The organism is Pseudoclavibacter chungangensis, assembly GCF_013410545.1.
Lineage (GTDB): Bacteria > Actinomycetota > Actinomycetes > Actinomycetales > Microbacteriaceae > Pseudoclavibacter > Pseudoclavibacter chungangensis.
In genome coordinates this window covers 832,708-858,213 of record NZ_JACCFV010000001.1, presented here as the reverse complement: position 1 = coordinate 858,213, position 25,506 = coordinate 832,708, and the positions used below count along the sequence as shown (strand labels likewise).

Sequence of the window (25,506 nt, the reverse complement as noted above, 5' to 3'; positions counted from 1 at the left end):
CGACGAGACGCAGCTGTTCCCGGTCACGCGACCTTCAGCGGCACGATCGCGGCGACCTGCTCGGCCACGCGATCTTCCGCGCATTCGAGGTCATAGCGGGTCTGCAGGTTCAGCCAGAACTGCGCGTCCACGCCGAAGTACTTCGCCAGCCGCAGCGCAGTGTCGGCCGTGATCGCGCGCTTGCCGTGCACGATCTCGTTGATCCGTCGGGGCGGGACCCCGATGGACACCGCGAGCTTGTTCTGCGTGATGCCGAAGGCCTCGATGAAGTCCTCCATCAGGACCTCACCCGGGTGGATCGGCGGGTAGAGCTTCTCGGCCATGTCTCCTCCTCAGTGATAGTCGACGATCTGCACGTCCTGTGCACCCGAGTCGGTCCAGCGAAAGCAGATCCGCCACTGGTCGTTCACGCGGATACTGTGCTGCCCTCTGCGATCACCCTTGAGCGCCTCCAGTCGGTTGCCGGGCGGCACGCGCAGTGCGTCAAGGGTCGTTGCAGCGTCCAGCAGATGAAGCTTCCTGTTCGCCACCCTGTGGACGCGCGGGTCGAGCCGTGGCGCCGATTCGCGACGCCAGACCCTCTCGGTGTCACGGTCGGCGAACGATCTGATCACACGGGCAGCGTATAACGCATTGCGTCAATAACGCTAGACGTTAAAGCGGAACTCCACCACGTCCCCATCCTGCATGACGTAGTCCTTGCCCTCCATGCGGGCCTTGCCCTTGGCGCGTGCCTCGGCGACCGAGCCGGTCTCGACGAGGTCCTCGAAGGAGATGACCTCGGCCTTGATGAAGCCCTTCTCGAAGTCCGTGTGGATCACGCCCGCCGCTTGCGGCGCCTTCGCGCCCTTCGGGACCGTCCACGCACGCGACTCCTTCGGCCCAGCAGTCAGGTACGTCTGCAACCCCAGCGTGTCGAAGCCGATGCGCGCGAGCTGGTCGAGCCCCGACTCCTCCTGCCCGAGCGACGCGAGCAGCTCCGCCGCCTCCTCCGGGTCGAGGTCGATGAGCTCCGATTCCGTCTTCGCGTCGAGGAAGATCGCCTTCGCCGGCGCCACGAGTGCCGCGAGCTCGTCGAGCTTCGCCCGGTCACCCAGCGCGTCCTCGTCGACGTTGAACACGAACAGCACCGGCTTCGAGGTGAGCAGCCCGAGCTCGCGGATCGGCTCGAGATCGATGCTCGTCTGCGACAGCAGCTTGCCGTCGTCGAGCGCCGCCTTCGCCGCCTGCGCGGCCTCCAGCACCGACGAGTCCAGCCGCTTGCCCTTCACTTCCTTCTCGTAGCGCGGCAGCGCCTTCTCGAGGGTCTGCATGTCGGCGAGGATCAGCTCGGTGTTGATCGTCTCCATATCGCTCGCCGGCTCGACCCGGCCGTCGACGTGCACGACGTCCCCGTCGGTGAACCCACGCACGACCTGCACGATCGCGTCGGCCTCACGGATGTTCGCGAGGAACTTGTTGCCGAGCCCCTCCCCCTCGCTCGCACCCTTCACGATGCCCGCGATGTCGACGAACGACACGGTCGCCGGGAGGATCCGCTCCGAGCCGAAGATGCCCGCGAGCACCTTCAAGCGCGCGTCGGGCAGCTCGACGACGCCCACGTTCGGCTCGATCGTCGCGAACGGATAGTTCGCCGCGAGAACCTGGTTCTTCGTGAGCGCGTTGAAGAGCGTCGACTTGCCGACGTTGGGGAGACCGACGATACCGAGAGTAAGAGCCACGGACCCCTACCCTACCCGCGCCCGGCCCACGGCCGAGCGGCGCGCATCGCCCGCCCCACCACGACGCCCGTCACCGAGCGTCGCTCCGACCACCGGCGTCATCGGCGAAGGCCTCATCGACCGCCGCGCGCAACGCGGCACCCGTCACGGGACACGACCTCGGATCGTCCGACCCGCACTCCCACAGGTGCTCGAGCGTCGCACGCACGTCACGAAGCCGCTCCATGCGCTCCTCCACACGAGTGAGCTGTCGCTCGATCAGGGCGCGCCTGGCCTCGTTGCGCTCGGTCGCCATGAGGGCCCGGGTGTCGTCCAGCGACAGTCCACCGTCGCGGTGCCACAGAAGTGCGTATGCGAGCGCGTGCAGCGCGGCGCGGTCGTAGTGCCGAACCCGCCCCACCCTGCGCGTGCACTCCACGAGCCCCTGCTCCTCGTAGAACCGCAGCGTGGGCACGCTCAGGCCGAACGCCCGCGACACCTGTGAGATCGAATACAACTCCCCGTCGTCCACCACGACCACCCCGTCCTCCACCGATCGACGCCCGGGCCTCCCAGGGACGAGCACGCGCGACGCACCCCGCACCAGGACGAACGCCGACGCGACCGCGTTCCGACCCGGAACACCGCGAACCGGTCCACACCCGGTTGCGCTCAAGTCTACTTGAGCGCATAGCGTCGCTGGCCGTGAACGCATCGCACCCCGACGACCACACCACCCGTCCCGCCGACACGGCGCGGCCGGGCCGTTCGCGTACGGCCACCACGATCCTGCTCGTCGGATTCGTGCTCGTGAGCCTCAACTCACGGGTTCCGTTCGGGCAGCTCGGCCCGCTCGCCCCGATCGCGGGACTGGACGCGACGCTCGTCACCGTGCTCGGGGTCCTGCCGCCGCTCGGCATGGGGCTCGGCGCGCCCCTCGCGCCGATGCTGCTGCGTCACCGTCCCGACGACCGGCTGCTCGTGTGGGCGAGCGCGGCGGCGCTCGCCGGAGCCGCGATCCGCCCCGTCGGCACTGTCGGCCTCGTCGGCGGCACCCTGCTGGCCGCCCTCGCGATCGGCGTCGTCAACGTGCTCGTCCCCGTCTACGTCCGTCACCGCTTCGATCGCCGTCGGCGCGGGGCGGTCTTCGGCGCCTACGCGCTCGCGATGGGACTCGGCTCGGCGCTCGCGGCCGCCGTCACGGTGCCGGTGGCGGAAGCGAGCGGCGACGTGCGGCTGGCGATCGCCACCGCGATCGTTCCTGCCCTCGCCGCGGCACTCGGCAGCCAGCTCATGCGCAGCACTCCGAGCCCTGGGGTCCCCCTCACCGAGCCGCGTTCGGCCGGCCGCACACCCGGGGGGCGGACGCCGTCCACGTCGGACGCGACGCCGCGTCCCCACATCGCGCGCACCTGGCTCGCGTGGAGCCTCACCTCGTTCTTCGCGCTGCAATCGCTCGTCTTCTACGCGCTGCTCGCCTGGACCCCGTCCGTGCTGGTCGCCGCGGGGTTCGACCGCGCGACGGCCGGAACGGGCCAGACCGTGCTCATCGTCGGGATCGCGCTGGGCGGCCTCGGGGCTCCCCTCGCAGCATCCCCCCGCACCCACCAGACCGCGATCATGTGGATCATGTGCGGCCTCTGCGCGATCGGACTCACCGGCCTCGCGTTCGCCCCGACGCTCGCACTCGGCCTGTGGCTGCCGCTGCTCGGCCTCGGGCTCGGCGGAGGGCAGGCGCTCCCCGCCGTGCTCTACGCGCACCGCGGCACAGACGGATCCCACACCGCCGCCCTCTCCTCGTTCGCGCAGGCGGGCGGCTTCGTGATCGCGGCGGCCGGTCCCGTCCTGCTGCCGGCCGGTGAGCGCTTGACCGGCTCGTGGCTGCTACCGCTGCTGCTGCTCGCGGCGCTGTGCCTGCTCAACGTTCCACTCAGCCATCGGGGTGCGCTCGCGACCCGAGCCGCCTGACCCGGCACGCAGACGTGCCACGGCCACGCACCACCGCATCTCGTAGAGGTCCGTCTCGAGCACCTCGCGCCCGCAACCGGGCGATGCCCGCTTCGCGCAGGGTGCCGCCGAGCGAGCGCGGCTCCGGATGCGCGCTCAGCCACAGCACCGTCCGCCCCGGCCGCTCGGCGTCGGGCCGCGATCGCTCGGTCGCGTGCGCAGTGGTCGCCCCCTCGGACGTCGGTGCCGTCATGTCCATGCGTCGATGCGTCGATGCGGGACCGGCCTCCGTGACCAGCGCGTCGTACGAGAGGCCACGACCCGATCGGCCACGGCACGATGAGCCACAGCCCGGAGACTGTCAGGGCGCACTCACCGTGCCGCGGTGGCGCGACGCGAACGGTGGGAGCGGACGGGCCCGCGCGACACCCTCAGCGCGCGAGGCGCTCTTCCAGGGCGTATCGAACGGTCGGCCACTCCACGTCGATGATCGAGAACACGACCGTGTCGCGCACCGTGCCGTTCTCGAAGAGGGTGTGGTTGCGCAGCACGCCGTCCTGCTTCGCCCCGAGCTTCTCGATCGCCGCGCGCGACTGCCGGTTGTACCAGTGGGTACGGAACTCGACGGCCATGCAGCCGAGCTCGTCGAAGGCACGTTCGAGCAGCAACAGCTTCGCCGCCGGATTGATCTTCGTGCGCTGCGCGTCCCGCCCGAGCCACGTGGAACCGATCTCCAGACGCCGGTTCTGCGGCTCGAGGTGCAGATAGCTCGTCATCCCGACCGCGCGACCCGTCGCCGGGTCGATGATCGCCCACGGTGCGACCAACCCGCCCACATGACTCGCGAGGCGCTGTTCGATCGCCTCGGCCATGCCGTCGGGTGACGGAATGTGCGTGTACCACATGCGCCACAGCTCACCATCGACCACCGCCTCCGCGAGATCGTCGCGATGCGACGCCGTGAGCGGCTCCAGTCGCACGAACGCGTTCTCGAGCGGCACCGGATCGGAGAAGGTCATGCCGTGCACTCTAGACCAGGCCCGATCGTGCCGGTCATGCTCCGGCCGACAGAGATCCCCCGCCCGGATTCGGGCGCGACCACCACATCGGACGGGTCCGGCGGTGTGTTCCCTGGAACGGCAAGCAGAATGCGCAACGGACGCGTGACGGCTCGGAGCACACCCCGCTCCGCCGCGAACGGACGACACCGGCACGAGCGAACGGACGGAAGCATGGCGAGATTCCTCTTCCTGACGTGGGATGGCGGTGGCACGACCGTGCCCGTCGTCGCGCTCGGACGTGCACTGCGCGAGCGCGGGCACGACGTGACCGCCATGGGTCACACGGTGCAGGCCCCTCGGTTCGCCGACGACGGTCTGCCGTTCATCGCCTATCCCCGCGCAAGCGGCTTCACGGTCACGGCCTCCCCCGCGAATCTCCTCGCGCTCATGCGGAATCGCGACGCCGCGAGCGACGTGCGCGAGCGGCTCCGGACGACGCCGGTCGACCTCGTCGTTGGCGATCCGCTCCTCGTGTCGACCCTGTGCGCGGTCCAGGATGCGGGTGCTCGATACGTGCTCCTCGAGTCGACGTTCGATTCGCTCCTGCGCGTGCGGCTGCGAGGCTCGGCACCACTGCTGCGGCTCGCCGCACTGCCCGTCCGCCGTGCGCTCGACGGGGCGGCGGCGACGATCGTGGCCTCGGTCGCCGAGTTGGACTCGCGAGCCGGTGCCGACGCGATCCACATCGGTCCCGTCACGACCGCCACGGCGGCGCACGCGGACGAGCCCACCCTGCTCCTGAGCCTCAGCACGTTCGGGTTCCCGGCGCTCATCGGAACATGGCAGCGGGTCCTGGACGCCGTCGCGCCGCTCCCGGTGCGGGCGATCGCGACGACGGGGCCCGCGCTCGATCCCGCCGAGCTGGCCGTTCCGGCGAACGTCGAGGTGCGCCGCTGGGCAGATCACGCCGCCGTCATGCCGAACGTTTCGGCGGCCGTCACCCACGGCGGGCACGGCACGACGATCGCGGCACTCGCGCACGGTCTGCCCGTGCTCGTGCTCCCGCTCGACGATCAATCCGATCAACCGGGGATCGGCCACATCGTCGAACGCGCGGGCGTCGGGCTCTCGCGCTCACGGCGGTCGTCTCCCGCGCGGATCCGCGAGTCGATCGAGCGCCTGCTGCACGACGGCGCGCTCCGGCAGCGGGCCGTGGCACTCGGCGCCCGCATCCGCGCGACCGGCGGAGCAGCCGCGGGAGCGGATGCGCTCATCGACGCGGCGGCTCGACCGTGAGTTCGAGGTGCAGCATCGGGTACGGTCGCCCCTCCGCGTCGCTTGCGCTGCGCCCCACTGCGACGAAACCGCGACGCCGATAGAACCGACGCGCGGTCTCGTTCTGCTCGTTGACGTCGACATGCGTCACGCCGAACCGGGCAACGGCCTCGCCGAGGAGCGCGCTACCGACGCCGCGGCCGTGGGCCGTGTCGGACACGAACAGCATTTCGAGACGGTCGTCGGCGATGCCCGCGAAGCCGAGCGGGATCGTGTCGCGTTCCGCCACGAGCACGGTCACCGACGGCAGATAGTCGGTCGCCATCCGTGCCTCGATCTTCTCGAGATCACCCGGCCGGAGGAAATGGTGTGTGCTCGTGACGACGGTTCGCCTGATCCGAACGAGCGCGGGAGCGTCACTCGCTCCTCGTCCGTCACGAATGACGAGCTGCGATCCGGTTCCCTGCACCGTTCCAGTTTCGCACCACGCCGTCGCACGCCCACGAACGATCCCTCGCGGAGCGACCCTCGTGTCTCGAGCCACGCGTGTGAGGTGGGCCAGGTGCGAGCTGTTCCACGTCACTCGTGCGTGGCTTGCGGTCAATCGTGCCCGGCGACCCGCGCGACGGCACCGTCAACCCATGCGTCGACCTCACGCAGCGACCGGAGACGAACGATGACGGGGCGCGGCGACGAATGCCGGAGGTCGGCCACGAGCGCGGCGGGCTTGCCCCGCGTCGCGATGCCCCAGCGGATGATGTGGTCGCGGTTCGAGACGATGCTCCACAGCGACGGCTCGCGGTTCTCGTTCCAGAGCACCTCTCGTCGCGCGCTCCGCCTGACGGTCCGTCGGACGAGGCGCGGCAGCGTCACGGTCCAGAACGGCAGATCGAGCCACACGAGCAGGTCTGCGCGCTCGGCGAGCAGCGGCCGCGCGCTCGAGTACTGCCACTCGGTCACCCATGCGGCGCGCGCGACGAGCTCGCGGACGTCGTCGAGGAACCGCTCGCGCGGCGTCCATCCGGGGCCGTGGAAGAGCCCGTCGATCTCGGTGTATAGGAGCCCCAACTCGGCGCCGATTCGCTTCGCGAGCGTCGACTTCCCGACCCCGGAGACCCCGGCCACGACGACGCGCTGCGGCCTGAATGGCAGTGCATGGTCGAACGGTAGATCGTCCCTCACGTCACGACCCGTGTCCCGAGCTCGCCGAGGCCGTCGACGAGCGCGTCGGTGAGGCGCAGTGCGAGGGTCCCGTCGGGGTCGAGGTCGGGGTCGAACACCGTCACCGACGCGCCGACGGCCTCGGGTGCGAGCGCGCGCAGGAGCGCGACGAGTTCATCGACGCCGAGGCCACCCGGGGCCGGACTGTCGACGGCCGGCATCACACTCGGGTCGAGCACGTCGACGTCGAGCTGCAGCCAGTACGCCGGCGCCGATGTGGCGCGGATCCGGTCGGCGACGGCCCGGACGTTCTCGCGCGTCACGTCGGCGGCGGGGATCACGAGGCCGATCCTGCGGCGGACCTCGTCGGCGTACTCGTCGTCGCCGCGGTGTCCGAGGTGGGAGACGCGGGCGGCCCGGAAGTAGGGTCGCAGCCCGTCGATGTCGGCGATCGCGTCGGTGTGTGCGCCGATCGCGGCCGCGAGATCCTCGCCCGCGACGCTCCCGATCGTCCGGCTGTTGCCGGGGTGGCGGAAGTCGGTGTGGCCGTCGATGTGCACGAGCCCGGTCCCACCACGCCGCGCCGTCGCGATTCCCGCGGCGAGCAGGATGCTGCAATCACCACCGATGACGAGCGGCGCGTGCCCGGCATCGAGCACGCTCGCGATCCGCCCCGCGAGTCGTCGGGAGTGGACGACGAGCTGTTCCTGATTGCGGACGACGTCCGTGGGGCGTGACCCGTCGTCGTCGACGTAGCGGCCGGGCAGGACGACTCCGGCGTCGACGGCGCCGCGTTGCCCGAGCCGACGGAACAACCCCGCCTCACGGAGCGCCTCGGGGGCTTTCGCGGTGCCTGGGACGCTGCGCGGTCGCGGCGGCCGCAGCCCGAGGTTGCTGGGCGCGGCGACGAGCCCGATCATGCCGCGCGCCTCGCGCGTCCGTCGCCTGCCGGTCCGCGGTCGGGCTGCGAGGCCCGCGGGGTGAGCGGCCGAGCGCACCCGGTCCGCATCGGCCGTGCTCCTCGTCGCCGATCGTCGTGCGCGAACGAGGCGACAAGACGGCCGGCGTCACCGTCGTGGGGCACCGAGCGCATGCACACACGCTGTCACAGGAAGATGTGCCGGACAAGGGATGTGGCGCTCGATAACGGCCCCCGGCGGCGGCTCGTACACTCCAGGGGTGCTGCGAATCGTGCCCGCCTCGCTCGACGACCCGATCGTCGTCGGCTTCATCGAGGCGCATCTGCGTGAACTCGCGCCGCAATCGCCCGTCGAGAGCCAGCACGCGCTCGGTACCGACGCCCTCCGGGCACCGGGCGTGCGCGTGTGGGCGGCGCTGGACGAGCGTGACGTCGTCGGGACGGTCGCACTCGCTCCGCTGGGGGACGGGCACGAGGAACTCAAGAGCATGCGCACCGACCCGTCCCGCAGGGGTGCGGGGATCGGCGCGAGCATCCTCACGCACGCACTCGACGACGCGCGTGGCCGCGGCATCGCCCGGGTCTCACTCGTGACGGGGAGCGCGGCGTACTTCGCCCCGGCCCGCAGGCTGTACCGACGCTTCGGATTCCGCGAGTGCCGCCCCTTCGGCTCGTACGCGGACGATCCACACAGTGCGTACTTCACGCTCGACCTCGGCGTGGATCGGCGCGCGCCAGGGCGCTCGACCCCCGCCTGAGGTCGTCGGCGAGCGGCGACCACCCGGCGGCCGTGCGGACGTCGGAGGCGGGTCGTCCCACCATCCTCCTCCGTCCCCGGCCACCGACTGCGGTCCGGCCGGTGAGCGGTCAGTCCGGGAGCGCGACGAGCACCGGATCGAGGTCGAGGCCGAGGTGCGAGACGATCGCGCGGTACTCCGCGAGCGGATGGGCGTCGGACGCCGTCGCGACGCTCAGGAGGCGGCCGCCCCCCGCACGCGCGAGCGGTTCGAACGCCGCCACGACGTCGTCGGCGGGGTCGAAGAACGCCAGCTCGGGAGCGGCCGCGACGAACGCGTCCGCGAGCCACGGCAGGTGCGTGCTCGAGAGCGTGATGCCGCCGAGTGCGGGAAACCGGACGCGAAGGCGCTCCAGGAAGGCGCGGACCTGACCGTCGACGGCCCCGTCCCGGAGGAACGACCCGTCCTCGACGAGCGCGATGAGTTCGTCGGCGACGACCGGGACGACGCGGTTCGCCCGACCACCCGCCTCGGCATCGATATGGGCCCGCAGCGCGGGACTGCCGATCATCACGCCCGCGCCCGCCACCGCGAGGAGCGCGGTCGGAGGGAGCGCGTCCAACGCCGCCGCGATGGGCGGCTTCACGCCGAGGACGGGTACCTGGGCCCGTGCTCGCAGGCCGTCGAGCACGGTCACGCTCGGGGCGTTCGACGCGAGGACGACGCTCTCCGCGCCCATTTCGACGAGGCCTCGCGTCGCCCGGACGACCGACTCGAGCAGCTCCTTCTCGGTCTTCGCGCCGTACGGGAAGCTCGCGCGGTCGGCGAGATGGATCACGTCCTGCTGTGGATATCGGGCGCGAATGCGTCGGACGAGGTCGAAGCTCCCCACGCCGCCGTCGAAGACACCGACCGGGTGCCGGAGCTCGGTCGCGGACGGGACGGGCGCGTTGATCATCAGCCCAGTATCCCGCCGCCTCGCGTCGTCGGAGTTCGTCTGCGCATCCGGCGCTCGCGGGCCTCGTGCTCATCGCCCCGTGCACGTCGACGACGTTCAGTACCGGCGTCCGACGTGACCGGCGACGCCCGCGAGCGTCGGGATCCAACTGAAGCAGAACACCCATCCGCCGACGTAGGACTCGTCGAGGGCATCGAGCGCGACGTACCCGAGGAAGGTTCCCAGTGTGCCGAGGAGGATCAGCACGCCGCCGGTGATCGCGGCCCACGCGAGCCTGCCGCGGGCGAGACCGACTCCCGCCGCCGCGAGGCAGAGGATTCCGCCGATGAACGCGAGGGCGAACGCGATCGTCATCGTGATGCCGTAGCTGCGGCCCGCGGCGATGTTCACCGCGATCTGCTGTCAGCCGTTCCAGACCTCGTCCCCCACGAGCGAGCCGCCGATGTTCCACGGCATGAACGTGGCGATCACGGTGGTCGCGACACCGACGACGAGCAGCACCGAACTGGCGACGAGCGGTCGACCCCGCGGTGTCGTCGGGGTCGACGGGGCCGGTGGAGTCGCGTCGATGCGCTCGCGCACCCCGTCGTGGTCCTGCTGCGTGCTCGGTCGGTTCATGCGTTCGTCCCCAGGTACTCATCGGCGCGTCCCGCTCCGGCCCCCGCCGGATGGTGCGCCGGACGCAGGTCGCGACGACCGCGTGCGCACCGGCTGCGCCGGGCAACGGTATCGGGGAGTCACCGCGCACGCCAAGCCCCCGTTTCCCGGGCGACACCCGGCGGTCGCGGGCGACGGCTCACTCCGCGCCGAACGCGTCGAGGAACGTCGTCACGCCGGAGCGGACCGGCTCGACCGTGTCCTCGGGCCGCATCCGCACGGCACCGAATCCGCTGCGGATCAGCAGGTCGTCCGACACGAGCGCCATGAGGTGACGCGCTGCCCGGTCGGGATCGTCGATGCGCAACAGGCCCACGGCGGCGATCTGTGCGAGCTTGCCGGCGAGGCGGTCGATCGTCCGCTCGCGGTTCGTGTCGCGGATGTCGTCGAGCAGCTCGGGGAAGCGCTGTCGCTCCGCGAGTTGCAGCCGCATGACCGCTACGCCGTCCTCGTCGAGGAGACAGCCGACGAGAGCCCCGCCGATGCGTTCGAGCTCGGCCCGCAGATCGTCGGGTCGGACGTCGATCGAGTCGATGACGTCCCCGACCCTCGCGTTCGACTGCGCCGATGCGGCAGCGATCGCCTCCGAGAAGAGCGTCGCCTTGTCGCCGAAGTGGTTGTAGACCGTGGGTTTGGCGGCACCGGCGGTACGGGCGATCTCGTCGACGCTCGCGTCGGCGTACCCCTCGCGCCCGAACACGGTCAGCGCGGCGTCGAGGATGGACGCTCGCTTGCTCGACCCCGCCGCGGCGCCCGACTTCCTCATGTAACGAGTCTACCGGGCGGTCCGATTCGTTGAACTCATGCGTATAGTGAACTCATGAGTTCAATAAAGAGAACCGACAAGACAGTCTCCGGTTCGGCGAGCCTGCTCGCCGTCGCCGCGGTCGTCGTCCCGGGCGGCGTCCTCTCGCTCGTGTCGGCGACGATCATCGGCATCGCGGTGCCCGACCTCACGGCCGAGTTCTCCGCAGCCGCGGGGAGCGTGCACTGGACCGCGACCGCCGCGCTGCTCGCAGCGGGTGTCGCGATCCCGCTCAGCGGCTGGGCGTCGTCTCGCTTCGGCATGCGCCGCACCTGGCTCGTCGCCGTCCTCCTGTTCACGGTCGGGTCGCTGTCCGTCGCGCTCGCGCCGAGCGTCCCGGCGCTGATCGCGTTCCGCGCCCTGCAGGGACTCGGGGCCGGTGCGCTCGAACCGATCATGCTGTCGGCGCTCGCGCGGTCCGCGGGCCCGGCTCGCATGGGGCGCGTCATGGGGGCCGCCGGTGCGGCGATGTCGACTGGCCCGCGGCTCGGCCCGCTCATCGGTGGCCTCGTGATCGGTTCGGTCGGGTGGCGCTGTATCTTCGTCGGCATCGCGATCGCCGCGGCTCTCGTCCTCGTCGCGTCCTGGTTCGCGCTCCCCCGCGACGGCGTGGATGTCCGGACCACGTTCGACCTGACGGGCCTCGTCCTCCTCGCGGGAACGTCCGTGACCCTGCTGACGGGATTCTCTCGCGCATCCGGTGGGGAGGGCGTCGACCTCGTCACCGTGGCCACGCTCACGCTGGGCGCGGCCCTGCTCGTCGCACTCGTCCTATGGCTACGCCGCCGCGGCGAACGCGCGATCGTCGACGCACGCACGTTCGGTACGCCAGGATTCGTGCCCGGCGTCGTCGTGATGACGCTCGTCGGCGCGGCCATCTACCCGCTGCTGTTCGGCCTGCCTCAGTTCTATCGGGATGCCGTGGGGCTGCCCCCGCTCGCCGCGGGTGCGCTCATCGCCCCGTACGCCCTCGGCACGCTCGCCGCGATGCCCGTCACCGGGTTCCTGAGCGATCGGATCGGGGCGACTCGCCTCGTGCTCGTCGGCGCGGGCGTGACGTTCGCCGCGGGGACCGCCTTCGCGTTCGCCGGCACGACGGCTCCCGTCTGGTGGTACATCGTGCTCTCGCTGCTCATCGGGCTCGGCACGGGGTCGATCGGCGGGCCGACGGTCGGGGCGACGTACCGGGGACTCCCGCAGGAGATGATCCCGAGCGGGAGCACGATCCTGTTCGTCGCGAACCAGTTGGGCGGCGCGCTCGGTGTCGCCCTCTTCGCGGGCATCACCCGACTCGCGGGTGGCGGCACCTGGACCGCGACACTCGGCGCCGTGCCGATGCTGCTCCCGGCCGTCGCGTGCATCGGCATCGGCGTCGCCGCGCTGCGGCTCGAACGGGCCGGTGGACTGTCGAGCGGGATCCGCCGTGCAACCGCGAAGGATGGAAAGCGGCGACGAGCGTCGGCGCTCGGCGAGCATTCCGGTCTTATGAGCGCCGGGCGCCGACACCCCGAGCGCACACCGGAGAGGGCGGTTCAGCATCGCGGGGCGTCGACACGGACACCCGTCGAGGACGGGAGTCCAGGCCGCGCGACCCTCAGGGCGTGGCCGGGTCGTCCGCGAGGAGCGCGTCGATCTGCCCGATCGCCTGCTTCATACCCTCCTCCTGGCCCATCGCGAGCAACTGTTCGAACTGCTCGAGCGAGGCGAATTGCGACACGATCGTGAAGCGTGCGCCCGTCGCGGTCGCTTCGAAGTCGACGATGAACTCACCGGGCGCGGGCATCTCCGGGTCCGGGTTGCCCTCGGCATCACCGAAGCCGTCCTCGATGCGCAGCCGAACGGGCTCCGCGATCTCGAGGAAGTGCCACCAGCCGTAGTGGCGGTCACCCTCCGGCCCCTCCATGAAGTAGATGGACGTGCCCGGCACGCCGAAATCGTGCCGGGTGAACGTCGCCGGGTAGCCGGGAGGGCCCCACCAGCGCTGCAACTGCTCCCGGTCGGCCCAGAGCTGCCACAGCCGCTCCACGCTCGCCGCCGGGAACTCGGCATTCACCGTCAGGGTGAGTGCGTCCACGTCCTTCGTCGAGCTGATCTCCGCCATCATGCGTTCCCTTCGTCGAGGATGCGCTGCATCCGGTCGATGCGGCCGTGCCACAGTTGCTCGTAGTCGTCGAGGAGTCGCCGTGCCCGCGCGATGGCCTGCGGCCGCGCGTGCACGATCTGCTCTCGTCCGCGGCGCTCCTTGGCGACGAGCGCCGCGCGTTCCAGCACCGCAACGTGCTTCTGGACCGCGGCGAAGCTCATCTCGTAGTGCTCCGCGACCTCCGACACGCTCTGTGCGCGCACGATGACGCGCGTCACGATGTCGCGCCGCGTCGCGTCGGAGAGCGCCTGGAAGATCGCGTCCACCTCGGCCTCGTCGAGCTCAGTTCGTACAACCATTTGGTTGTACATTACGAGACGGTTCGCCGTTGCGCAAGCCCTCGTCGCCGCGAGCGACTCGAACAGCAGCGCGCTTGTCGGCGGACCGACTGAAGACGAGGAATGCGATCCCCGTCGCCGCGACGAGGACGACCATCGCTCCGCCTGCTGCGACGAGTCCGTCGCGGTAGACCCACGGCTCGCCCGCACCCCCGGACGCGATCAGCTCCCCGACCGGGCCGGGAAGCGCAGCAGTGACGACGGCCGCCAGGATCGCCGCGTACAGCGCGACGAACACCGCTTCGGAACCGATGCGAACGAGGTTGACGACTCCGGACGCGGCCCCAGCCCGTTCGGCGGGGACGGCGGCGAGTGCTTCCGCGTCGACGAACCCCAAGGGAAGTCCGAAGCCGAGGCCGAGCAGGATCATCGGCGCGACACCTGCCATGACCGGCAGGTCGGGCCGGAGCAACACGAGCACCCCGATGCCACCGAGCAGCAAGCAGGCGAGCGAGGTGACGACCACGCCGGTGGTGGTGATCCGCGTTCGCTCCAGGAGTCGATGGACGACGATCGGTGCGATGAGTACCGGGACGGTCATGACCAGCATGAGCGCACCGGTCACGCCGGCCTCGAGGCCGTGAACAGCGCCGATTGCGCTCGGCAGGTACGTCAGGAAGGTGACGAACCCGATGGCCCCGGCGACCGGAACGAGCGTCATGGCAACGAACCCCGGCGCCCTGAGCGCGGAGAAATCCAGGATCGCCCGGAGGGAGGTGCTTCCACGGCCGAGCACGGGCAGTTTCACCGTCCCGATGAGGGCGACCAGCAGGACGACCGCGTGTGCAGCGAAGATCCCCCGCCATCCCCACACCGACAGGAGCAGGCCGGATACCGCTGGGCCGGCGGCGAGCCCGAGGCCGTTGACCGTGCCGAACAGCACGAACGCCTTCGCCCTGGCCTTTCCCTGGAACAGGTGACTGAGAAGCGGGGCCGCACCGGTCAGCACGGCCGCCGAACCGATGCCCGCGATGACACGGCCCACGTCCAGGATTCCGATCGTGGGGGCGATGGCACTGATCGCACCCCCGGCCGCGGCGACGGCGATCCCGATCCGGAACGAGCGGGTGTAGCCGATCCTGTCGGACCAGACACCCCAAGCGATCGCGCAGATGGCGAAGGCGAGATTGAAGCCGTTGACCACCCACTGCAGGGGAGCCGGAGCGGAGCCCAGCTCGGCCGCGATCGTGGGGAGCGCGATGGCGGTGCCGGAGATGGACAACGGGATGACGAACTGGGCCAGCAGGATCACGGCCAGCGACAGTCTGGGGCGGGGCATGGGCTCTTCCTAGGTTCGACACACGCAATAGGTTCTATATTGATCGAACCTAGGCTGACATGTCATCGAGGTACCATGCAAGTAGAACCTCGGTGGTGCGACGAGCGAAGGACGTGGCGATGACGAGCACAGCAGGACTCGTGGAGCCGGGCGACATCGAGCTCGGCGCGGTGCTGTCGGCGCTCGCGGACCCGAACCGCCGCCGCGTCGTTCGAGATCTGGTGAACGGTGCGGACGACAACGAGCGGTCGTGCACGAGCTTCGGTCTCGACCTGTCGAAATCCGCCCGCAGCCATCACTTCAAGGTGCTCCGTGAAGCGGGGCTGGTGCGCCAGGTCGATCGGGGCAACCGCAGTGGCGTGACACTTCGCAGAGACGACGTCGAGCGCCGCTTCCCAGGTCTTCTCGCACTGATCGGAAACGAGTCCGACGACTGACCCGCACCGCGCGGGTGCGAATCGCCCGACGAGGAGCTCACACCCACGCTCGCCGAACGCCCAAGACGGGCCCGGCGATGCTCGCCCGAAACGCGGTGACGACCACGACCACCGCCACGAGCGGAAGGCCCATCGCTGCGGCGACCGACCCGAGCCGGGCCGGTGGGCTCGGAACTCACCACGACAACGGCGATCCACTCACGCCCAACAGCGCGCCCCCTCGCGGGCGGTGCCGAGCGATGCGGGAGGGACCAGCGGCGGACACCCACTCCTTCTCGGCGGCCGCCGCGCAGGCCGAGGCCGCGCCCGACCGTCGACGGAACGATCGGATCGGCGGGGCCGATGGCCCCCGCCGATCCGATCGACGAGACGTCCGTCCCGATCAGGGCACCCGGTCAGGAGTCCTCACCCACCGCCTCGGCGACCTGTCCCCGCACGGGACCGTCCGTGTTCGGCTTCCAGCCGAGCGCGGGCGCGACGTGCGTCGCGAAGTTGTCGAGGACGCGCACATTGAAGTCGACGCCCAGTTGACTCGGTGTACCTTATCCTGGAGCAGGGTCAAGGGCAGGGGGTAGGTCATGGCAGGCAGGGCAGCCATCTACACGCGCATCTCGCGGGACAGTTCCGGGGATGGGGAGGGGGTGGCCAGGCAGGAGGAGCTTTGCAGGGCCTTGGCGGAGGCTCAGGGGCTCGAAGTAGCGGAGGTGTTCTCAGACAACGACCTCGGGGCCTCAACCAGAACTCATGCCAGCAAGGTCCGCCACGCCTATGCGGCCATGCTGGATGCAGCCAGGGCAGGACAGTTTGATGCCATCCTGGCCTATTCCAACTCCAGGCTTACCAGGCGCATGGCTGAGTTGGAGGGCCTAATCTCGCTCGTTGAAGAAACAGGTGTGCAAATAAGCACGGTCGCATCAGGCAAATACAATCTCGCAACTTCGGACGGCAGGGTGATTGCTCGCATCCTTGCCAGCATTGATGCCGGGGAATCAGAGAGGATTTCCGAGCGCCAGATTGCCGCATTCAGGGCGAATGCCGCCCAGGGAAAGCCCAAGCTCATGCGGCAGAGGGCCTTTGGTTTTGAGCAAGATGGAATCACTCACATCCCGCACGAGGCCGGGCTTATTCGGGAAGCGATGGAGAGATTCAGGCAGGGTGCCACCATCACTAGTGTGGTGAATGATTGGAACTCTAAGGGCATAGCGACTGCGACCGGAGGAACTTGGGTGACCACTACTCTCAAACGGGCAGTACTGGGCTGGAAATCCGCAGGAATAATTACATACCATAGGCAGCCCATGCGCGACGAAGCGGGACACTACGTAAGGGGCGCGTGGGACCCAATCATCTCCCCGGAGGAGCGGGAACAGGCACTCGCCATGCTCTCCCAAAAAGCAAGGAAGAAAGTCAGGCATGCCAAGTGGATGCTCTCAGGTTTGACCCTCTGCGGAGTCTGTGGCGCAAAAATGTATGGAAGCTTGGGCGCTCCGGGCCGGGGTATGGATTCGTACGCTTGCAAAAGTTCGTGTGTAATTATGAATGCCCGGGACTTGGAATCCTTCGTTCAACAGGCCCTGGCTCTGCACCTCCAGGAAGTGTATTTGCATGGGAGCCGCCAAATCGATTCTCCCCTACCGGAGGAACAGTCATGGCCTGGTGATGAGCAAATAGCCCGTCTGGATAGCCAGATTTCTGCGATTTTCAAAGCTTGGGAGGAAGGCATCCTCAGCCAGGAGATGGCCTTTGCCCAGGCCGCCCGCCTTGATAAAGAGCGCGACTCGCTGCGTCAGCAGAGGGAGAACTTCTTGGTGGATTCCATCAGGCCTTCGCCAGTTTCCGCCAGCATTGAAGAGATTCTTGCTTTCATTGAAGGCTCTGTCGTGCAGGAGCTGGGGAGCTACTCTGACCCCGCGCCCGGTCTGGTGGCGGCCCGCGATGAAGACTATGAGAAGAAAACGCTGGTCCTGCGGGCCGAATTGGCGTCTGTGACTGTGGCCAAGGGGGTGAAGGGGCGGAGGAGTACCCCTCAATCTGTCATGGACAGACTCACCTTTGCTTGGAGGGATGGCACTCGGGAGCGGCTAAATCCGCGCCTGGCCATGGGGGAGAGTCCCTTCGTCCCTGTCTCTGACTGACCAAGCACGGGACCCCCACCGCTCTCCTCTGCGGTGGGGGTCCTTGGTCCATCTGGTGGCAGTTCCTCCGGGTGGGGGCGTCAGCGGGCCTGGGAGCGCCTGAGCGCGGCCATCATCTGCTCTGCCCGGGATTCCTCGGCAGAGACTGGCCTGGGCCCTCCAGCGGCCTCTTGGAGGCTCACTCCCTTGGCCAGGGAGGGAGCGGCCGGGGTGGGTGCGTAGGGGGCAGGAACGGGCGCCACGGGGGAGCTGGGAGCGGTGGCAATGCCCTTGCCTGGGTGGCGCTGGATGAGGGCCGCGATTTCCGCATCGCTGGTGTAGGCAAAGCGGATTTTCTCAGGCTCCCCTGTGGGCCCAAGCATGTAGCCCATGCCCGCCGTCCGATACTGGTTGGCCTGATTCGCGGGGGCGATGATGGTTGAATCAAACCCTTGAGCAGCCGCACCCGCCCCTAGGAAGAGGTCGTTGTAGTAGACGGATGGCTGCCTTAGAACTATGGCATTTCCGATGTTTGGTCGCATCCAACCAAGGATGGATTTGTCGGCATTCTGAGTCGCACCAACCACGAAAATGTTGAGGGAGCGACCCATAGCCATAATCTTGGTTAGCTGATTGATAGAGGCGCTCTGGCGGTTGGTTTGCAGGTCGCCAACCAGCGAAAGAATCTCATCAATCATTAGGATTACGATGGGATGCGTCTTAGATGGTTTCATTTGCCGACCGAGTTGACCTTTCGATAGGTTCATCGGATTAGCCTTGGAGCGCTTCGTCAGCAGGCCCTCGATGTGGCCAATTAGTTGCACAGATTCCTGCATGCCGTAAACAACATCTTTGAACAACCAGCTCCCCTCATAGGGCCTTAGTTCTGACCTTTTTGGGTCGATGCCATAGAATTCCACCACACCTTGTTCCACGAATTCGGCCTCCTGAAAGATGATGTCGTTCAATGGCGAACTCTTACCGCTGCCTGTGGTTCCAAGAATCAAGGTGTGGTGTAGCGGTAAGCCCCGGGGTTCCATTTGGGCATTGATGCAAATGGGTAGCAAGTAAGGGGATTTTGCTGGGTTCTCCATGAGAAAGTCAGCTCCAATTTTCTCCTTCATGAGGGCATCAACTGGAGCTGTCCTGTGTGCCTGGTAGGCCATGCCCCTACCACCCCGATGACCGGGGATGGGGCTGAGGTCCACCAGGTCCAGTTGGGATGAAATCTTGCCCTCAATCCTCGCAATCTCATCCGCTGAGTGTCCGTGCAGGTCAATGCTGATTTCGAAGTGCTGCGAATCATCTCCGCCGCCAAATTGCTTGTCAAGGGGTGCCAGGGTGATTTGCTTGGCTAGCTCCCGGATTTGCCCGGTTGCATCTAGCTTTTTCCCCCTGGCCATGCCTCGATTGGCCTTGATGCTGGCCTTTACCGCACGGGGATAGGGTGAAAGCCAGGCCGCACCGAATCCCATGGTTCCTTTCTCCTTTTCCTGGTCCGTGAGGTCCCTGATGAAATTGCTGGCCGGGGCGAAAAGCTCCCGGAGGCCGGAGCTGGCCAGGAGTATGCTCTGGGCCCTGAATAGGGGTCTAGATTGCATCGCGAACCATGTACTTGGGTTGAAGTTCCGGGTTCCGGAGTAGTTCTTCCAGCGGGCAAATCCCCTGATGACCATGGGCAATAGGATGCGGATGGCCAGGATTGCAATGGCCAAGGCGATTGCGATGGCCCAGAGATTTGGGGCAATCCACAGGTCGTAAAGAGAGTAAATAGTGTCCAACATGATGTTTCCTCCGTTCTGTTCTTCGATGGTTTTCTCAGGCCAAATTGATGCGGCGATTTTCCGCATATGGGGTGCCATCGCGATGCTTCAATGGCAGGATTAGAAGCTTCCCAGAGCTGATGAGGCCATGATTTCCGGCCGCATCCACTTTCTTCAAGAGGGTTGGGATTTGAGTGCCAATGGTGAAATAGATGGCCCTGCCGTAGGTCAATCCCTCCCGCAATTCCGCTGCCAGGGTGGCCAGGATGGATTCGTATTCCTGCCAGCTCTTCTTACTCAACTCAACTTCGATTAGGAGATTCGCAGAGCGGATTTCATCTCCATTGGAAGGGATTCGAGCGGCCAAATCCGGCTGGTGAATGGGCTTGAGAATCGAGTTTTCATAGGGTTTGAAACCCAGGGTCCAGAGCATGGGCTCTGCTTCCAAGACATCGCCCAGAGCCATTTGCCCCTGGGCCACCTGCTCAAATCTGGCCTCCATGGTGGCGGTGCGGAGAGGGCCAAATTCGCTGGGTTGCCCCTTCTTCTTGGCTTCCCTGAGAGCAGATTTCACAGGCTCAAAAGCACTCCTCATTTCCTTTTCGGAAACCAATGCATCCAGGCTGAGGGGCGCGATTCCGAGAAGATTCTTGAAGAATCCGGCTGGGGAATAGAGCTGGGCGGCCACCTGGGCGATGGCGGAAAAATGGGCTGCCCGGGTCTTGGCGACGCCTTGCAGCGTGGCTATGGGGGCTGTGTCGTAGCCTGTCGAACCAAGAATCTCGAGGCCCTCTGAAGTGATGGAGTAGTAGTTTTCCTGGGCTGCGGGGTCCCTGTGCCAGGTGAGAATTCCCATGCGCCGGAGCTTCTTCAATGTTGCTTCCACACCGCCAATTGCCCTCAGGGTGCCAGCCTTGTGGAAGGGGTTGGCCTGGCGCACCTGGAGCATGCTCATTGCCTCCAGGGTGGCTCCAGGGAACTTCGCCAGGAAGGCCATCAGCTCCAAATTGCCAGGAGAGATTTCTGGTTGGCGGCGCTTGGTGGGCATGGTCTTTGCTGCAACATTTACGGGAGTAGGTTGCGCGAGAGGGGTCTGAATTTCCTCTGGGGATTCATCCAATAGTTCTGCCAGTAGGTCGGTTGGTTCAATCATTTTTGCCTCCAGTTTGGGGGCTCTTCGGACATTCGGTGGGGGTGAGGCTCGCCGGGTGATGGTCGGCGGGTAGGGGTCGAGGTCCCCGAGGATCAGTAGCGCCAACTGCTGCTCCAACCGAGGACCTCGACGTGTCTCACGATAGTTCGGGGTGCGCTGACGCGTGCTCCGCCGCCTGCCCGTGTTCCCGCTGCGACTTGCTGCTCGGCCTCGATGGGGTCCATGTCGAGGACGTTGACCGCCGTGACGGGCTGCTGATCGTGACCGTCTCGAGCCCGGCGGCACCGACCGGCTGCCCGTCGTGCGGGGTCGTCGCGACCGGCCGCGGACGTCGCCGACGGGTGCTTCATGATGTGCCCGGCGTGACGCGGGTGCGGATCGTGTGGCGGCAGCGGGTCTGGCGGTGCGACGAGGTGGGATGCGTGCGACGGACGTTCGTGGAGCAGCTCCCGGGTCTGGTGGCCCGGCGCGGGTCGATCACCACGCGCGCCGTCGGCTGGGCGATCGGGCAGCTGCGCCGCGAGCACGCCACCGTGCACGGTATCGCCCGTCAGCTCGGAACGTCGTGGAAGACGGTGTGGCGGGCCGTCGAGCCCGAGCTGGTCAAACTGGCTGAGGACGAGTCCCGGTTCGAGAACGTCACCACCCTCGGCGTCGATGAGCACATCTGGCATCACGTCGACCCCCGAAAGCGCGGCCCGAAGGAACTGACCGGGATGGTCGATCTCAGCCGCGACAGCACCGGAAAGACGCGGGCCAGGCTGCTCGACCTCGTGCCCGGCCGCTCCGGGAAGGCCTACGCGTCCTGGCTCGCAGACCGCGGCGAAGCGTTCCGGAAGAACGTGCAGGTCGCAGCTCTTGACCCGTTCGCCGGCTACAAGACCGCGATCGACGACAAGCTCGAAGACGCCACGGCCGTGCTGGACGCGTTCCACGTCGTCAAGCTCGGCACCGCCGCTGTGGACGAGGTCCGCCGCCGCGTCCAGCAAGACACCCTCGGGCATCGCGGTCGGACCGGCGACCCGCTCTACGGGATCCAGACCATCCTCCGCGCCGGCGCCGAGAACCTCACCGAGAAGCAGCGGACCAGGCTCGCGGCAGCGATCGAGGCCGACCCCGCGCACGACGAGGTGTTCGTCGCATGGCAGTGCGCCCAGCAACTGCGTTCCGCCTACCACCAGAAGGACCTCGTCGAGGGGCGGCGGATCGCCGAGAAGGTCGTCGACACATTCCACACCTGCCCGATCCCCGAGATCGCCCGCCTCGGCCGCACCCTCCGCCGTTGGCAGGCAGCGTTCCTGGCCTACTTCACGACCGGACGATCATCGAACGGCGGCACTGAGGCCGTGAACGGGATCATCGAGCTCCACCGCCGCCTCGCCCGCGGCTTCCGCAACCGCGACAACTACCGGCTCCGCATGCTCCTCGCCGCCGGCGGACTCACCCCATGACCCCCACCGAATGTCCGAAGAGCCAGTTTGGGGTGCGGTGGGGGTCTTCCCGGTTTCTAATATCGTTTCCCCTCCTCTATCCCCTTCCGTATCCCCTTCCGGCACCTGCCTACTCCTGCCCTGGAGCATGGTGGTGGGCCGTTTTCCCGCTTATCTAAGCGGGTTTCTGGAGTCGCGGCAGGCGAAAGATGTTCTGCTTAAATCAAAGATTCAGCAGAACCCAACAATTAATCCTTGGATTCCCCACTCTCACCCCGCGCGCCGCCAGGCTGCTCACACCTGGCCAAAGCTGTTAGCACTTGCGTGCGGTGGCCCTGCGGGCATTGCGGCTCCGCCTTACCCCTCCCGCTGCGCGGGCCCCCCTCCCGGCTGCGCCCTCTCCCCACCACGATGGAGCCATTTAGATATTGGTGGCAGTGCTTCTCCGCCAAGACGCATGGACCCCCGCAGAATGATTCCTGCGGGGGTCTTCTTTTCTCGTTTAGATATGCATGTCAGTCTTGGCGGAATAGAAGAGTTGAAGCACGTGAGATTGATTGAGCGCCAGGGCTAAACCCCCGGCGCTTTTTGCGTCTGGGTGAAAGTGTTGGGTTTTGGGTCATCCTGTGATAGGGCCTTTGGGCAGATGGACGGCAGCACTGGATTACAAACACTTCACCGACGTGGCATTCCTGAAATTAGCAGCACCGTGAGCCAAGGCGATGGTTCGGACTAGCCCATGACACATGAAGTCAAATGATGCACTGCAATTGAACGCAGTGTTGGGTGACTAAGTTCCGACGGCATGAACGCCATCATGTCAGGTTGCGGGACGCCAGGCCCAGCTTCATGAGGTCCATCTTGAACTGATGGTGGACAGAAGAACGCTACCTAGCGCGTGAGGCATCTCATGGTTTTGGAGGCCCCGAGAGGGGATGCCGGTAGGCGGGTGGCTGGCCATCAGTTCTCCCACAGGGTGGGGTCATAGATACCCCTGTGTCTTCTTCCAGCCTTCCCCAGTGTCCCCGGTGGAGGTGTGCGCCCATGTGTTGCCATTCCCTGGGGATATTTCTGTCATTGGAGATAGGAGGATTGCCGTGTCTGGAGGCAGTTCCGCAAGGCCCCCCTGGGGCCGTCACGGCGCAGCCGTGTTCCTGGGGGGGTGCTGGGGGGCAAGGGAACCGCCTGCCCCCCGCCAGTGTTTGCAGGTTGCGAGCAGGGGGGGGTGGGTGAGTACGCCTGCCGGTGCAGGTGCCCCTAGGATGCGGCCATGGAGATTCTTCAGGTTATTCTTCCCTCGCTGCTGGGCGCTGGGTTCGGTGGACTCATTTCTTGGCTCATCAGCACGAGGGCCTTGAAGCACTCGACGCGGCAGCGCAGGGCGGATGCCCGGTTTGAGTTGGCATGCAGGCTGATTAGGACCAAGAATGGCGGTCGCAATTTCGCCATGGCCTTGAATGAGATTCCAGCTCACTTCGGCGATGACGCCGAAATCATGACGGCTTTTCGCCAGGCTGTTCCAACGAGGGCCAAGTCTTTCGACATTGATGATGTTGTGAAGTTGATTGTGTTGATTTGCCAGAAGGCCGGGTTGTCTGATTCCCTCACGACCCGGGATTTTCTCTTGGGGTTCTACGTGGGTGATGGCGATGACTTGCCAAGCATCTAGTCGGTAGTTCTTTTAGTCAACACTTTGCGAACGGCTCAGGATTCTTTCGGATTCTGAGCCGTTTCCCCGTCTGAGTGGTTCGGAAACCCGTCCGTTTTGATATTCCGTTTATCCCGGCAGAAAGTTGGGTAAACGGACAGATTGAGGAGAATCATCATGTTGTTTGGATATGTCAGGGTTTCCACAGCACGCCAAGCCAGAGAGGGCAATTCTCTGGAGGCCCAAAAGGCCAAGCTTTTGGAGGTTGGCGTGCCAGAACAGAATGTTTTTGTGGATGTCATTTCGGGGCGAAAGGCGAGCAGGCCAGCCCTTGATGACCTGCTTTCCAGACTCAGGGAGGATGACCTCGTCGTTTCCACGAAACTTGACCGGCTGGGCAGGGATTCCAGGGAGCTCCACATTTTGCTGGGAAGGTTCAAATCATTGGGGGCCGATTTTCGCACTGCCGATGGCGTTGTGGAAACGAAATCTCTAGGGGGAAAACTGCTTTTCGCGGTTATGGCGGCGATTGCAGAGTTCGAGCTGGAGACAACGCTGGAGCGGAGTTCCATTGGCCGGGAGTCGGCCCGGGCCCAGGGGAAATTGGGTGGCAGGCCAAAGAAATTGACGCCAGAATTGGTTGCGAAGGTGAAAGACATCCATGTGAATCCGCTTTTTCCGACGGCCAAGGAGCGGTGGGAAGCGCTAGGCATTTCGAAGACCACTTACTATGAGGCTTTGAAGTTGTGATGCCATTTTCCCCCAGCATGCAGCCGGCCCCTGGATACTCCCCGTTCAATCAGGAGTATCCAGGGGCCGGCTTGTGTGTGCGGGTTAGCGCCTTCCCTTGGCCTGCTCCCGCTTTTGGCGGTTCAGCTCCACTTTAGCTGCCGCTGGTGGGGCCAGGGAAATACCCTCCCTTGCCAGTCCAGTAACCACGAAGATGTGCTCCATGCCCGTGATGTTTTGGTTAAGACTGAGCAAGTTGTCGGCGATGTCAAGGCGTGGAAGCAACATGGGGCTCGCCGGCCAGTAGTCGAGCGAATGCTTCGGTCGGTGTCAGGAAGCCGAGCCGGCGGCGGGGCCGGTTGTTGATCTCCTCGGCGATCGTGGTCAGGTAGGGCTGGTGGTCGGGTATCGCCGTGCCTTTGGGCAGGTACTCGCGGTAGAGCCGGTTGGTGTTCTCGTTGCTGGGTCGCTGCCAGGGCGAGTGGGGGTCGGCGAAGTAGACCGGCATGTTCGTGGCCAAGGTGACCTTCGCGTGGTGGGCCATCTCGCTGCCCTGGTCCCACGCGAGTGACGCCTTCATCATCTGGGGCAGCTCGTTGAAATACTCGATGACCGCGTCCGCGGTGCCCTCGGCGTGCTTGGAGGGCAGAGCCAGCAGCCCGGTGAAACCACTCATCCGCTCCACCAGTGTCGCCGCGCAGGAGGCACCGTTCTTCCCGATGATCAGGTCCCCCTCCCAGTGGCCTGGCACCCGGCGCTCGGCGGCGTCCTCGCCCCGTTCTGAGAGCGGGACCATCCCGATGATCGGCCCGCCCCGGGACCGGCCCGTAGTGCGGGGCCTGCGCTTGGTGCGCTTGGACTGCAGAAAGATCCCGCGCCGGGCCAGTTCCCCGCGCGGGATCGCGTAGATGTACTGGTAGATCGCTTCACCAGAGACGGTGCGGCCCTGCGCATCAGGAGAGTTCGCCATACGGCCAACAGTCGGGTCTGTTGCCTCCAGGCGCAAGCGGCCCGCGATCTCGTTCGGCGTCCACGATGCGGCTAGGTCAGCATTCACCCGCGCCTGCAGCACCGGATCCGCCGCGACCTTCCGCTGCTGCGGACGGGCCCGGCGACGCTGCGCGGCCACGTCTGCGGTCACGGCCTGGTAGCCGCGGGTCTTCGTCGCGTTCCGACGCAGCTCCCTGGAGACCACTGACGGGCAACGCCCCAGGTGACGGGCAATCTTCCGCACACCCCAACCCGCCTTCGACGCCGTGGAGATCTCCGACCTGTCACTGAACGACAACCCCACCCGCGACATCCACACACT

Annotated in this window: 26 protein-coding genes and 1 pseudogene; 9 read left to right on the top strand and 18 right to left on the bottom strand. The window is 66.7% G+C overall.

Features of this window, described 5'->3' with window-relative positions:
• Positions 1-23: 23 nt before the first annotated feature.
• The 4 genes from HNR16_RS03805 to HNR16_RS03790 all read right to left on the bottom strand — a co-directional run bounded on the left by HNR16_RS03805 (position 24) and on the right by HNR16_RS03790 (position 2,241).
• The gene (locus HNR16_RS03805) at positions 24-323 is read right to left on the bottom strand and encodes a HigA family addiction module antitoxin (RefSeq protein WP_158042130.1); all 300 of its coding nucleotides are present in this window, start codon (positions 321-323) and stop codon (positions 24-26) included.
• A 9-nt stretch (positions 324-332) separates the two neighbouring features.
• Positions 333-614 carry a type II toxin-antitoxin system RelE/ParE family toxin gene (locus HNR16_RS03800; RefSeq protein WP_158042131.1) on the bottom strand — a complete coding sequence of 94 codons (282 nt, stop codon included), beginning with the start codon at positions 612-614 and terminating at the stop codon, positions 333-335.
• A gap of 33 nt (positions 615-647) precedes the next feature.
• Positions 648-1,721, bottom strand: a complete 1,074-nt coding sequence (gene ychF / locus HNR16_RS03795) for a redox-regulated ATPase YchF (protein WP_158042132.1) — start codon at positions 1,719-1,721, stop codon at positions 648-650.
• Between the two features lie 70 nt (positions 1,722-1,791).
• Entirely contained in the window at positions 1,792-2,241 is a 450-nt protein-coding gene (locus tag HNR16_RS03790) for a MerR family transcriptional regulator (protein WP_218868374.1), read from the bottom strand.
• A 164-nt stretch (positions 2,242-2,405) separates the two neighbouring features.
• Here HNR16_RS03790 and HNR16_RS03785 point away from each other — a divergent pair, with 164 nt between their 5' ends.
• Positions 2,406-3,668, top strand: a complete 1,263-nt coding sequence (locus tag HNR16_RS03785; protein WP_158042134.1) for an MFS transporter — start codon at positions 2,406-2,408, stop codon at positions 3,666-3,668.
• 410 nt (positions 3,669-4,078) lie between these two features.
• Here the strand turns inward: HNR16_RS03785 and HNR16_RS03780 are convergent, their stop codons facing one another.
• A complete protein-coding gene (locus HNR16_RS03780) occupies positions 4,079-4,666 on the bottom strand; it encodes a GNAT family N-acetyltransferase (protein WP_158042135.1) in 588 nt (195 codons plus the stop codon).
• Positions 4,667-4,879: 213 nt separating this feature from the next.
• On the opposite strand from HNR16_RS03780, the gene HNR16_RS03775 reads away from it, so the two are divergent.
• The gene (locus HNR16_RS03775) at positions 4,880-5,944 is read left to right on the top strand and encodes a glycosyltransferase (protein WP_179558085.1); all 1,065 of its coding nucleotides are present in this window, start codon (positions 4,880-4,882) and stop codon (positions 5,942-5,944) included.
• On the opposite strand, the gene HNR16_RS18585 is transcribed toward HNR16_RS03775, so the two are convergent.
• The 3 genes from HNR16_RS18585 to HNR16_RS03760 form a co-directional block, all read right to left on the bottom strand.
• Entirely contained in the window at positions 5,919-6,392 is a 474-nt protein-coding gene (locus HNR16_RS18585) for a GNAT family N-acetyltransferase (RefSeq protein ID WP_158042137.1), read from the bottom strand. The two genes, HNR16_RS03775 and HNR16_RS18585, sit on opposite strands and share 26 nt — an antisense overlap.
• A 131-nt stretch (positions 6,393-6,523) precedes the next feature.
• Positions 6,524-7,048 carry a P-loop NTPase family protein gene (locus HNR16_RS03765; protein WP_158042151.1) on the bottom strand — a complete coding sequence of 175 codons (525 nt, stop codon included), beginning with the start codon at positions 7,046-7,048 and terminating at the stop codon, positions 6,524-6,526.
• Between the two features lie 53 nt (positions 7,049-7,101).
• Positions 7,102-8,004, bottom strand: coding sequence for an arginase family protein (locus HNR16_RS03760; RefSeq protein ID WP_158042138.1), 903 nt, complete (start codon positions 8,002-8,004; stop codon positions 7,102-7,104).
• A 259-nt stretch (positions 8,005-8,263) separates the two neighbouring features.
• Between HNR16_RS03760 and HNR16_RS03755 the strand changes: the two genes are divergently transcribed.
• Positions 8,264-8,761 carry a GNAT family N-acetyltransferase gene (locus HNR16_RS03755; protein WP_225738007.1) on the top strand — a complete coding sequence of 166 codons (498 nt, stop codon included), beginning with the start codon at positions 8,264-8,266 and terminating at the stop codon, positions 8,759-8,761.
• Between the two features lie 109 nt (positions 8,762-8,870).
• On the opposite strand, the gene HNR16_RS03750 is transcribed toward HNR16_RS03755, so the two are convergent.
• The 4 genes from HNR16_RS03750 to HNR16_RS03735 all read right to left on the bottom strand — a co-directional run bounded on the left by HNR16_RS03750 (position 8,871) and on the right by HNR16_RS03735 (position 11,121).
• A complete protein-coding gene (locus HNR16_RS03750) occupies positions 8,871-9,698 on the bottom strand; it encodes a glutamate racemase (RefSeq protein ID WP_158042140.1) in 828 nt (275 codons plus the stop codon).
• Positions 9,699-9,794: 96 nt separating this feature from the next.
• Entirely contained in the window at positions 9,795-10,088 is a 294-nt protein-coding gene (locus HNR16_RS03745; protein WP_158042141.1) for a hypothetical protein, read from the bottom strand.
• Positions 10,089-10,100: 12 nt separating this feature from the next.
• Positions 10,101-10,316: a hypothetical protein gene (locus tag HNR16_RS03740; protein WP_158042142.1), complete on the bottom strand. Its 216-nt coding sequence runs from the start codon at positions 10,314-10,316 to the stop codon at positions 10,101-10,103.
• Positions 10,317-10,494: 178 nt separating this feature from the next.
• On the bottom strand, positions 10,495-11,121 hold the full coding sequence (locus tag HNR16_RS03735; protein ID WP_158042143.1) for a TetR/AcrR family transcriptional regulator: 627 nt from the start codon (positions 11,119-11,121) through the stop codon (positions 10,495-10,497).
• 54 nt (positions 11,122-11,175) lie between these two features.
• Here HNR16_RS03735 and HNR16_RS18100 point away from each other — a divergent pair.
• Positions 11,176-12,429: pseudogene (locus HNR16_RS18100) on the top strand (DHA2 family efflux MFS transporter permease subunit); the annotation flags it as partial.
• A gap of 325 nt (positions 12,430-12,754) precedes the next feature.
• On the opposite strand, the gene HNR16_RS03730 reads toward HNR16_RS18100, so the two are convergent.
• From HNR16_RS03730 to HNR16_RS03720, 3 genes are read right to left on the bottom strand one after another with little or no spacing between them, the layout of a single operon-like run.
• Positions 12,755-13,261, bottom strand: a complete 507-nt coding sequence (locus tag HNR16_RS03730) for an SRPBCC family protein (RefSeq protein WP_158042145.1) — start codon at positions 13,259-13,261, stop codon at positions 12,755-12,757.
• On the bottom strand, positions 13,261-13,602 hold the full coding sequence (locus HNR16_RS03725) for an ArsR/SmtB family transcription factor (protein ID WP_218868373.1): 342 nt from the start codon (positions 13,600-13,602) through the stop codon (positions 13,261-13,263). The genes HNR16_RS03730 and HNR16_RS03725 overlap by 1 nt, the downstream gene beginning before the upstream one ends.
• Entirely contained in the window at positions 13,586-14,920 is a 1,335-nt protein-coding gene (locus tag HNR16_RS03720) for an MFS transporter (RefSeq protein WP_158042147.1), read from the bottom strand. Before HNR16_RS03720 ends, HNR16_RS03725 begins: the two co-directional genes overlap by 17 nt.
• A 140-nt stretch (positions 14,921-15,060) precedes the next feature.
• Here HNR16_RS03720 and HNR16_RS03715 point away from each other — a divergent pair, with 140 nt between their 5' ends.
• Together HNR16_RS03715 and HNR16_RS03710 are read left to right on the top strand one after the other, a co-directional pair.
• A complete protein-coding gene (locus HNR16_RS03715; protein ID WP_338109143.1) occupies positions 15,061-15,357 on the top strand; it encodes an ArsR/SmtB family transcription factor in 297 nt (98 codons plus the stop codon).
• A gap of 578 nt (positions 15,358-15,935) precedes the next feature.
• On the top strand, positions 15,936-17,492 hold the full coding sequence (locus HNR16_RS03710; protein ID WP_158042148.1) for a recombinase family protein: 1,557 nt from the start codon (positions 15,936-15,938) through the stop codon (positions 17,490-17,492).
• Between the two features lie 80 nt (positions 17,493-17,572).
• Here the strand turns inward: HNR16_RS03710 and HNR16_RS03705 are convergent, their stop codons facing one another.
• Complete coding sequence (locus HNR16_RS03705) at positions 17,573-19,321, bottom strand: FtsK/SpoIIIE domain-containing protein (protein WP_179558084.1); 1,749 nt, start codon at positions 19,319-19,321, stop codon at positions 17,573-17,575.
• Positions 19,290-20,387, bottom strand: a complete 1,098-nt coding sequence (locus HNR16_RS03700) for a hypothetical protein (protein WP_158042150.1) — start codon at positions 20,385-20,387, stop codon at positions 19,290-19,292. The genes HNR16_RS03705 and HNR16_RS03700 overlap by 32 nt, the downstream gene beginning before the upstream one ends.
• 131 nt (positions 20,388-20,518) lie before the next feature.
• Between HNR16_RS03700 and HNR16_RS03695 the strand changes: the two genes are divergently transcribed.
• The 3 genes from HNR16_RS03695 (at position 20,519) to HNR16_RS03685 (ending at position 24,215) form a co-directional block, all read left to right on the top strand.
• Positions 20,519-21,838, top strand: coding sequence for an ISL3 family transposase (locus HNR16_RS03695; protein ID WP_420850437.1), 1,320 nt, complete (start codon positions 20,519-20,521; stop codon positions 21,836-21,838).
• 1,249 nt (positions 21,839-23,087) lie between these two features.
• Positions 23,088-23,486, top strand: coding sequence for a hypothetical protein (locus HNR16_RS03690; protein ID WP_158042215.1), 399 nt, complete (start codon positions 23,088-23,090; stop codon positions 23,484-23,486).
• Between the two features lie 156 nt (positions 23,487-23,642).
• Entirely contained in the window at positions 23,643-24,215 is a 573-nt protein-coding gene (locus tag HNR16_RS03685) for a recombinase family protein (protein WP_158042216.1), read from the top strand.
• A gap of 247 nt (positions 24,216-24,462) precedes the next feature.
• Here HNR16_RS03685 and HNR16_RS03680 read toward each other — a convergent pair whose 3' ends face one another.
• On the bottom strand, positions 24,463-25,497 hold the full coding sequence (locus HNR16_RS03680; protein WP_179558345.1) for an IS30 family transposase: 1,035 nt from the start codon (positions 25,495-25,497) through the stop codon (positions 24,463-24,465).
• Between the last annotated feature and the right edge of the window lie 9 nt (positions 25,498-25,506).

Bases quoted from the DNA above. Each gene is read 5' to 3' on its own strand.
- HNR16_RS03805 (WP_158042130.1), bottom strand. From the start codon at position 323: ATGGCCGAGAAGCTCTACCCGCCGATCCACCCGGGTGAGGTCCTGATG.
- HNR16_RS03780 (WP_158042135.1), bottom strand. From the start codon at position 4,666: ATGACCTTCTCCGATCCGGTGCCGCTCGAGAACGCGTTCGTGCGACTG.
- HNR16_RS03775 (WP_179558085.1), top strand. From the start codon at position 4,880: ATGGCGAGATTCCTCTTCCTGACGTGGGATGGCGGTGGCACGACCGTG.
- HNR16_RS03760 (WP_158042138.1), bottom strand. From the start codon at position 8,004: ATGATCGGGCTCGTCGCCGCGCCCAGCAACCTCGGGCTGCGGCCGCCG.
- HNR16_RS03750 (WP_158042140.1), bottom strand. From the start codon at position 9,698: ATGATCAACGCGCCCGTCCCGTCCGCGACCGAGCTCCGGCACCCGGTC.
- HNR16_RS03740 (WP_158042142.1), bottom strand. From the start codon at position 10,316: ATGAACCGACCGAGCACGCAGCAGGACCACGACGGGGTGCGCGAGCGC.
- HNR16_RS03735 (WP_158042143.1), bottom strand. From the start codon at position 11,121: ATGAGGAAGTCGGGCGCCGCGGCGGGGTCGAGCAAGCGAGCGTCCATC.
- HNR16_RS03730 (WP_158042145.1), bottom strand. From the start codon at position 13,261: ATGGCGGAGATCAGCTCGACGAAGGACGTGGACGCACTCACCCTGACG.
- HNR16_RS03725 (WP_218868373.1), bottom strand. From the start codon at position 13,602: ATGGTTGTACGAACTGAGCTCGACGAGGCCGAGGTGGACGCGATCTTC.
- HNR16_RS03720 (WP_158042147.1), bottom strand. From the start codon at position 14,920: ATGCCCCGCCCCAGACTGTCGCTGGCCGTGATCCTGCTGGCCCAGTTC.
- HNR16_RS03710 (WP_158042148.1), top strand. From the start codon at position 15,936: ATGGCAGGCAGGGCAGCCATCTACACGCGCATCTCGCGGGACAGTTCC.
- HNR16_RS03705 (WP_179558084.1), bottom strand. From the start codon at position 19,321: ATGCGGAAAATCGCCGCATCAATTTGGCCTGAGAAAACCATCGAAGAA.
- HNR16_RS03700 (WP_158042150.1), bottom strand. From the start codon at position 20,387: ATGATTGAACCAACCGACCTACTGGCAGAACTATTGGATGAATCCCCA.
- HNR16_RS03690 (WP_158042215.1), top strand. From the start codon at position 23,088: ATGGAGATTCTTCAGGTTATTCTTCCCTCGCTGCTGGGCGCTGGGTTC.
- HNR16_RS03685 (WP_158042216.1), top strand. From the start codon at position 23,643: ATGTTGTTTGGATATGTCAGGGTTTCCACAGCACGCCAAGCCAGAGAG.
- HNR16_RS03680 (WP_179558345.1), bottom strand. From the start codon at position 25,497: ATGTCGCGGGTGGGGTTGTCGTTCAGTGACAGGTCGGAGATCTCCACG.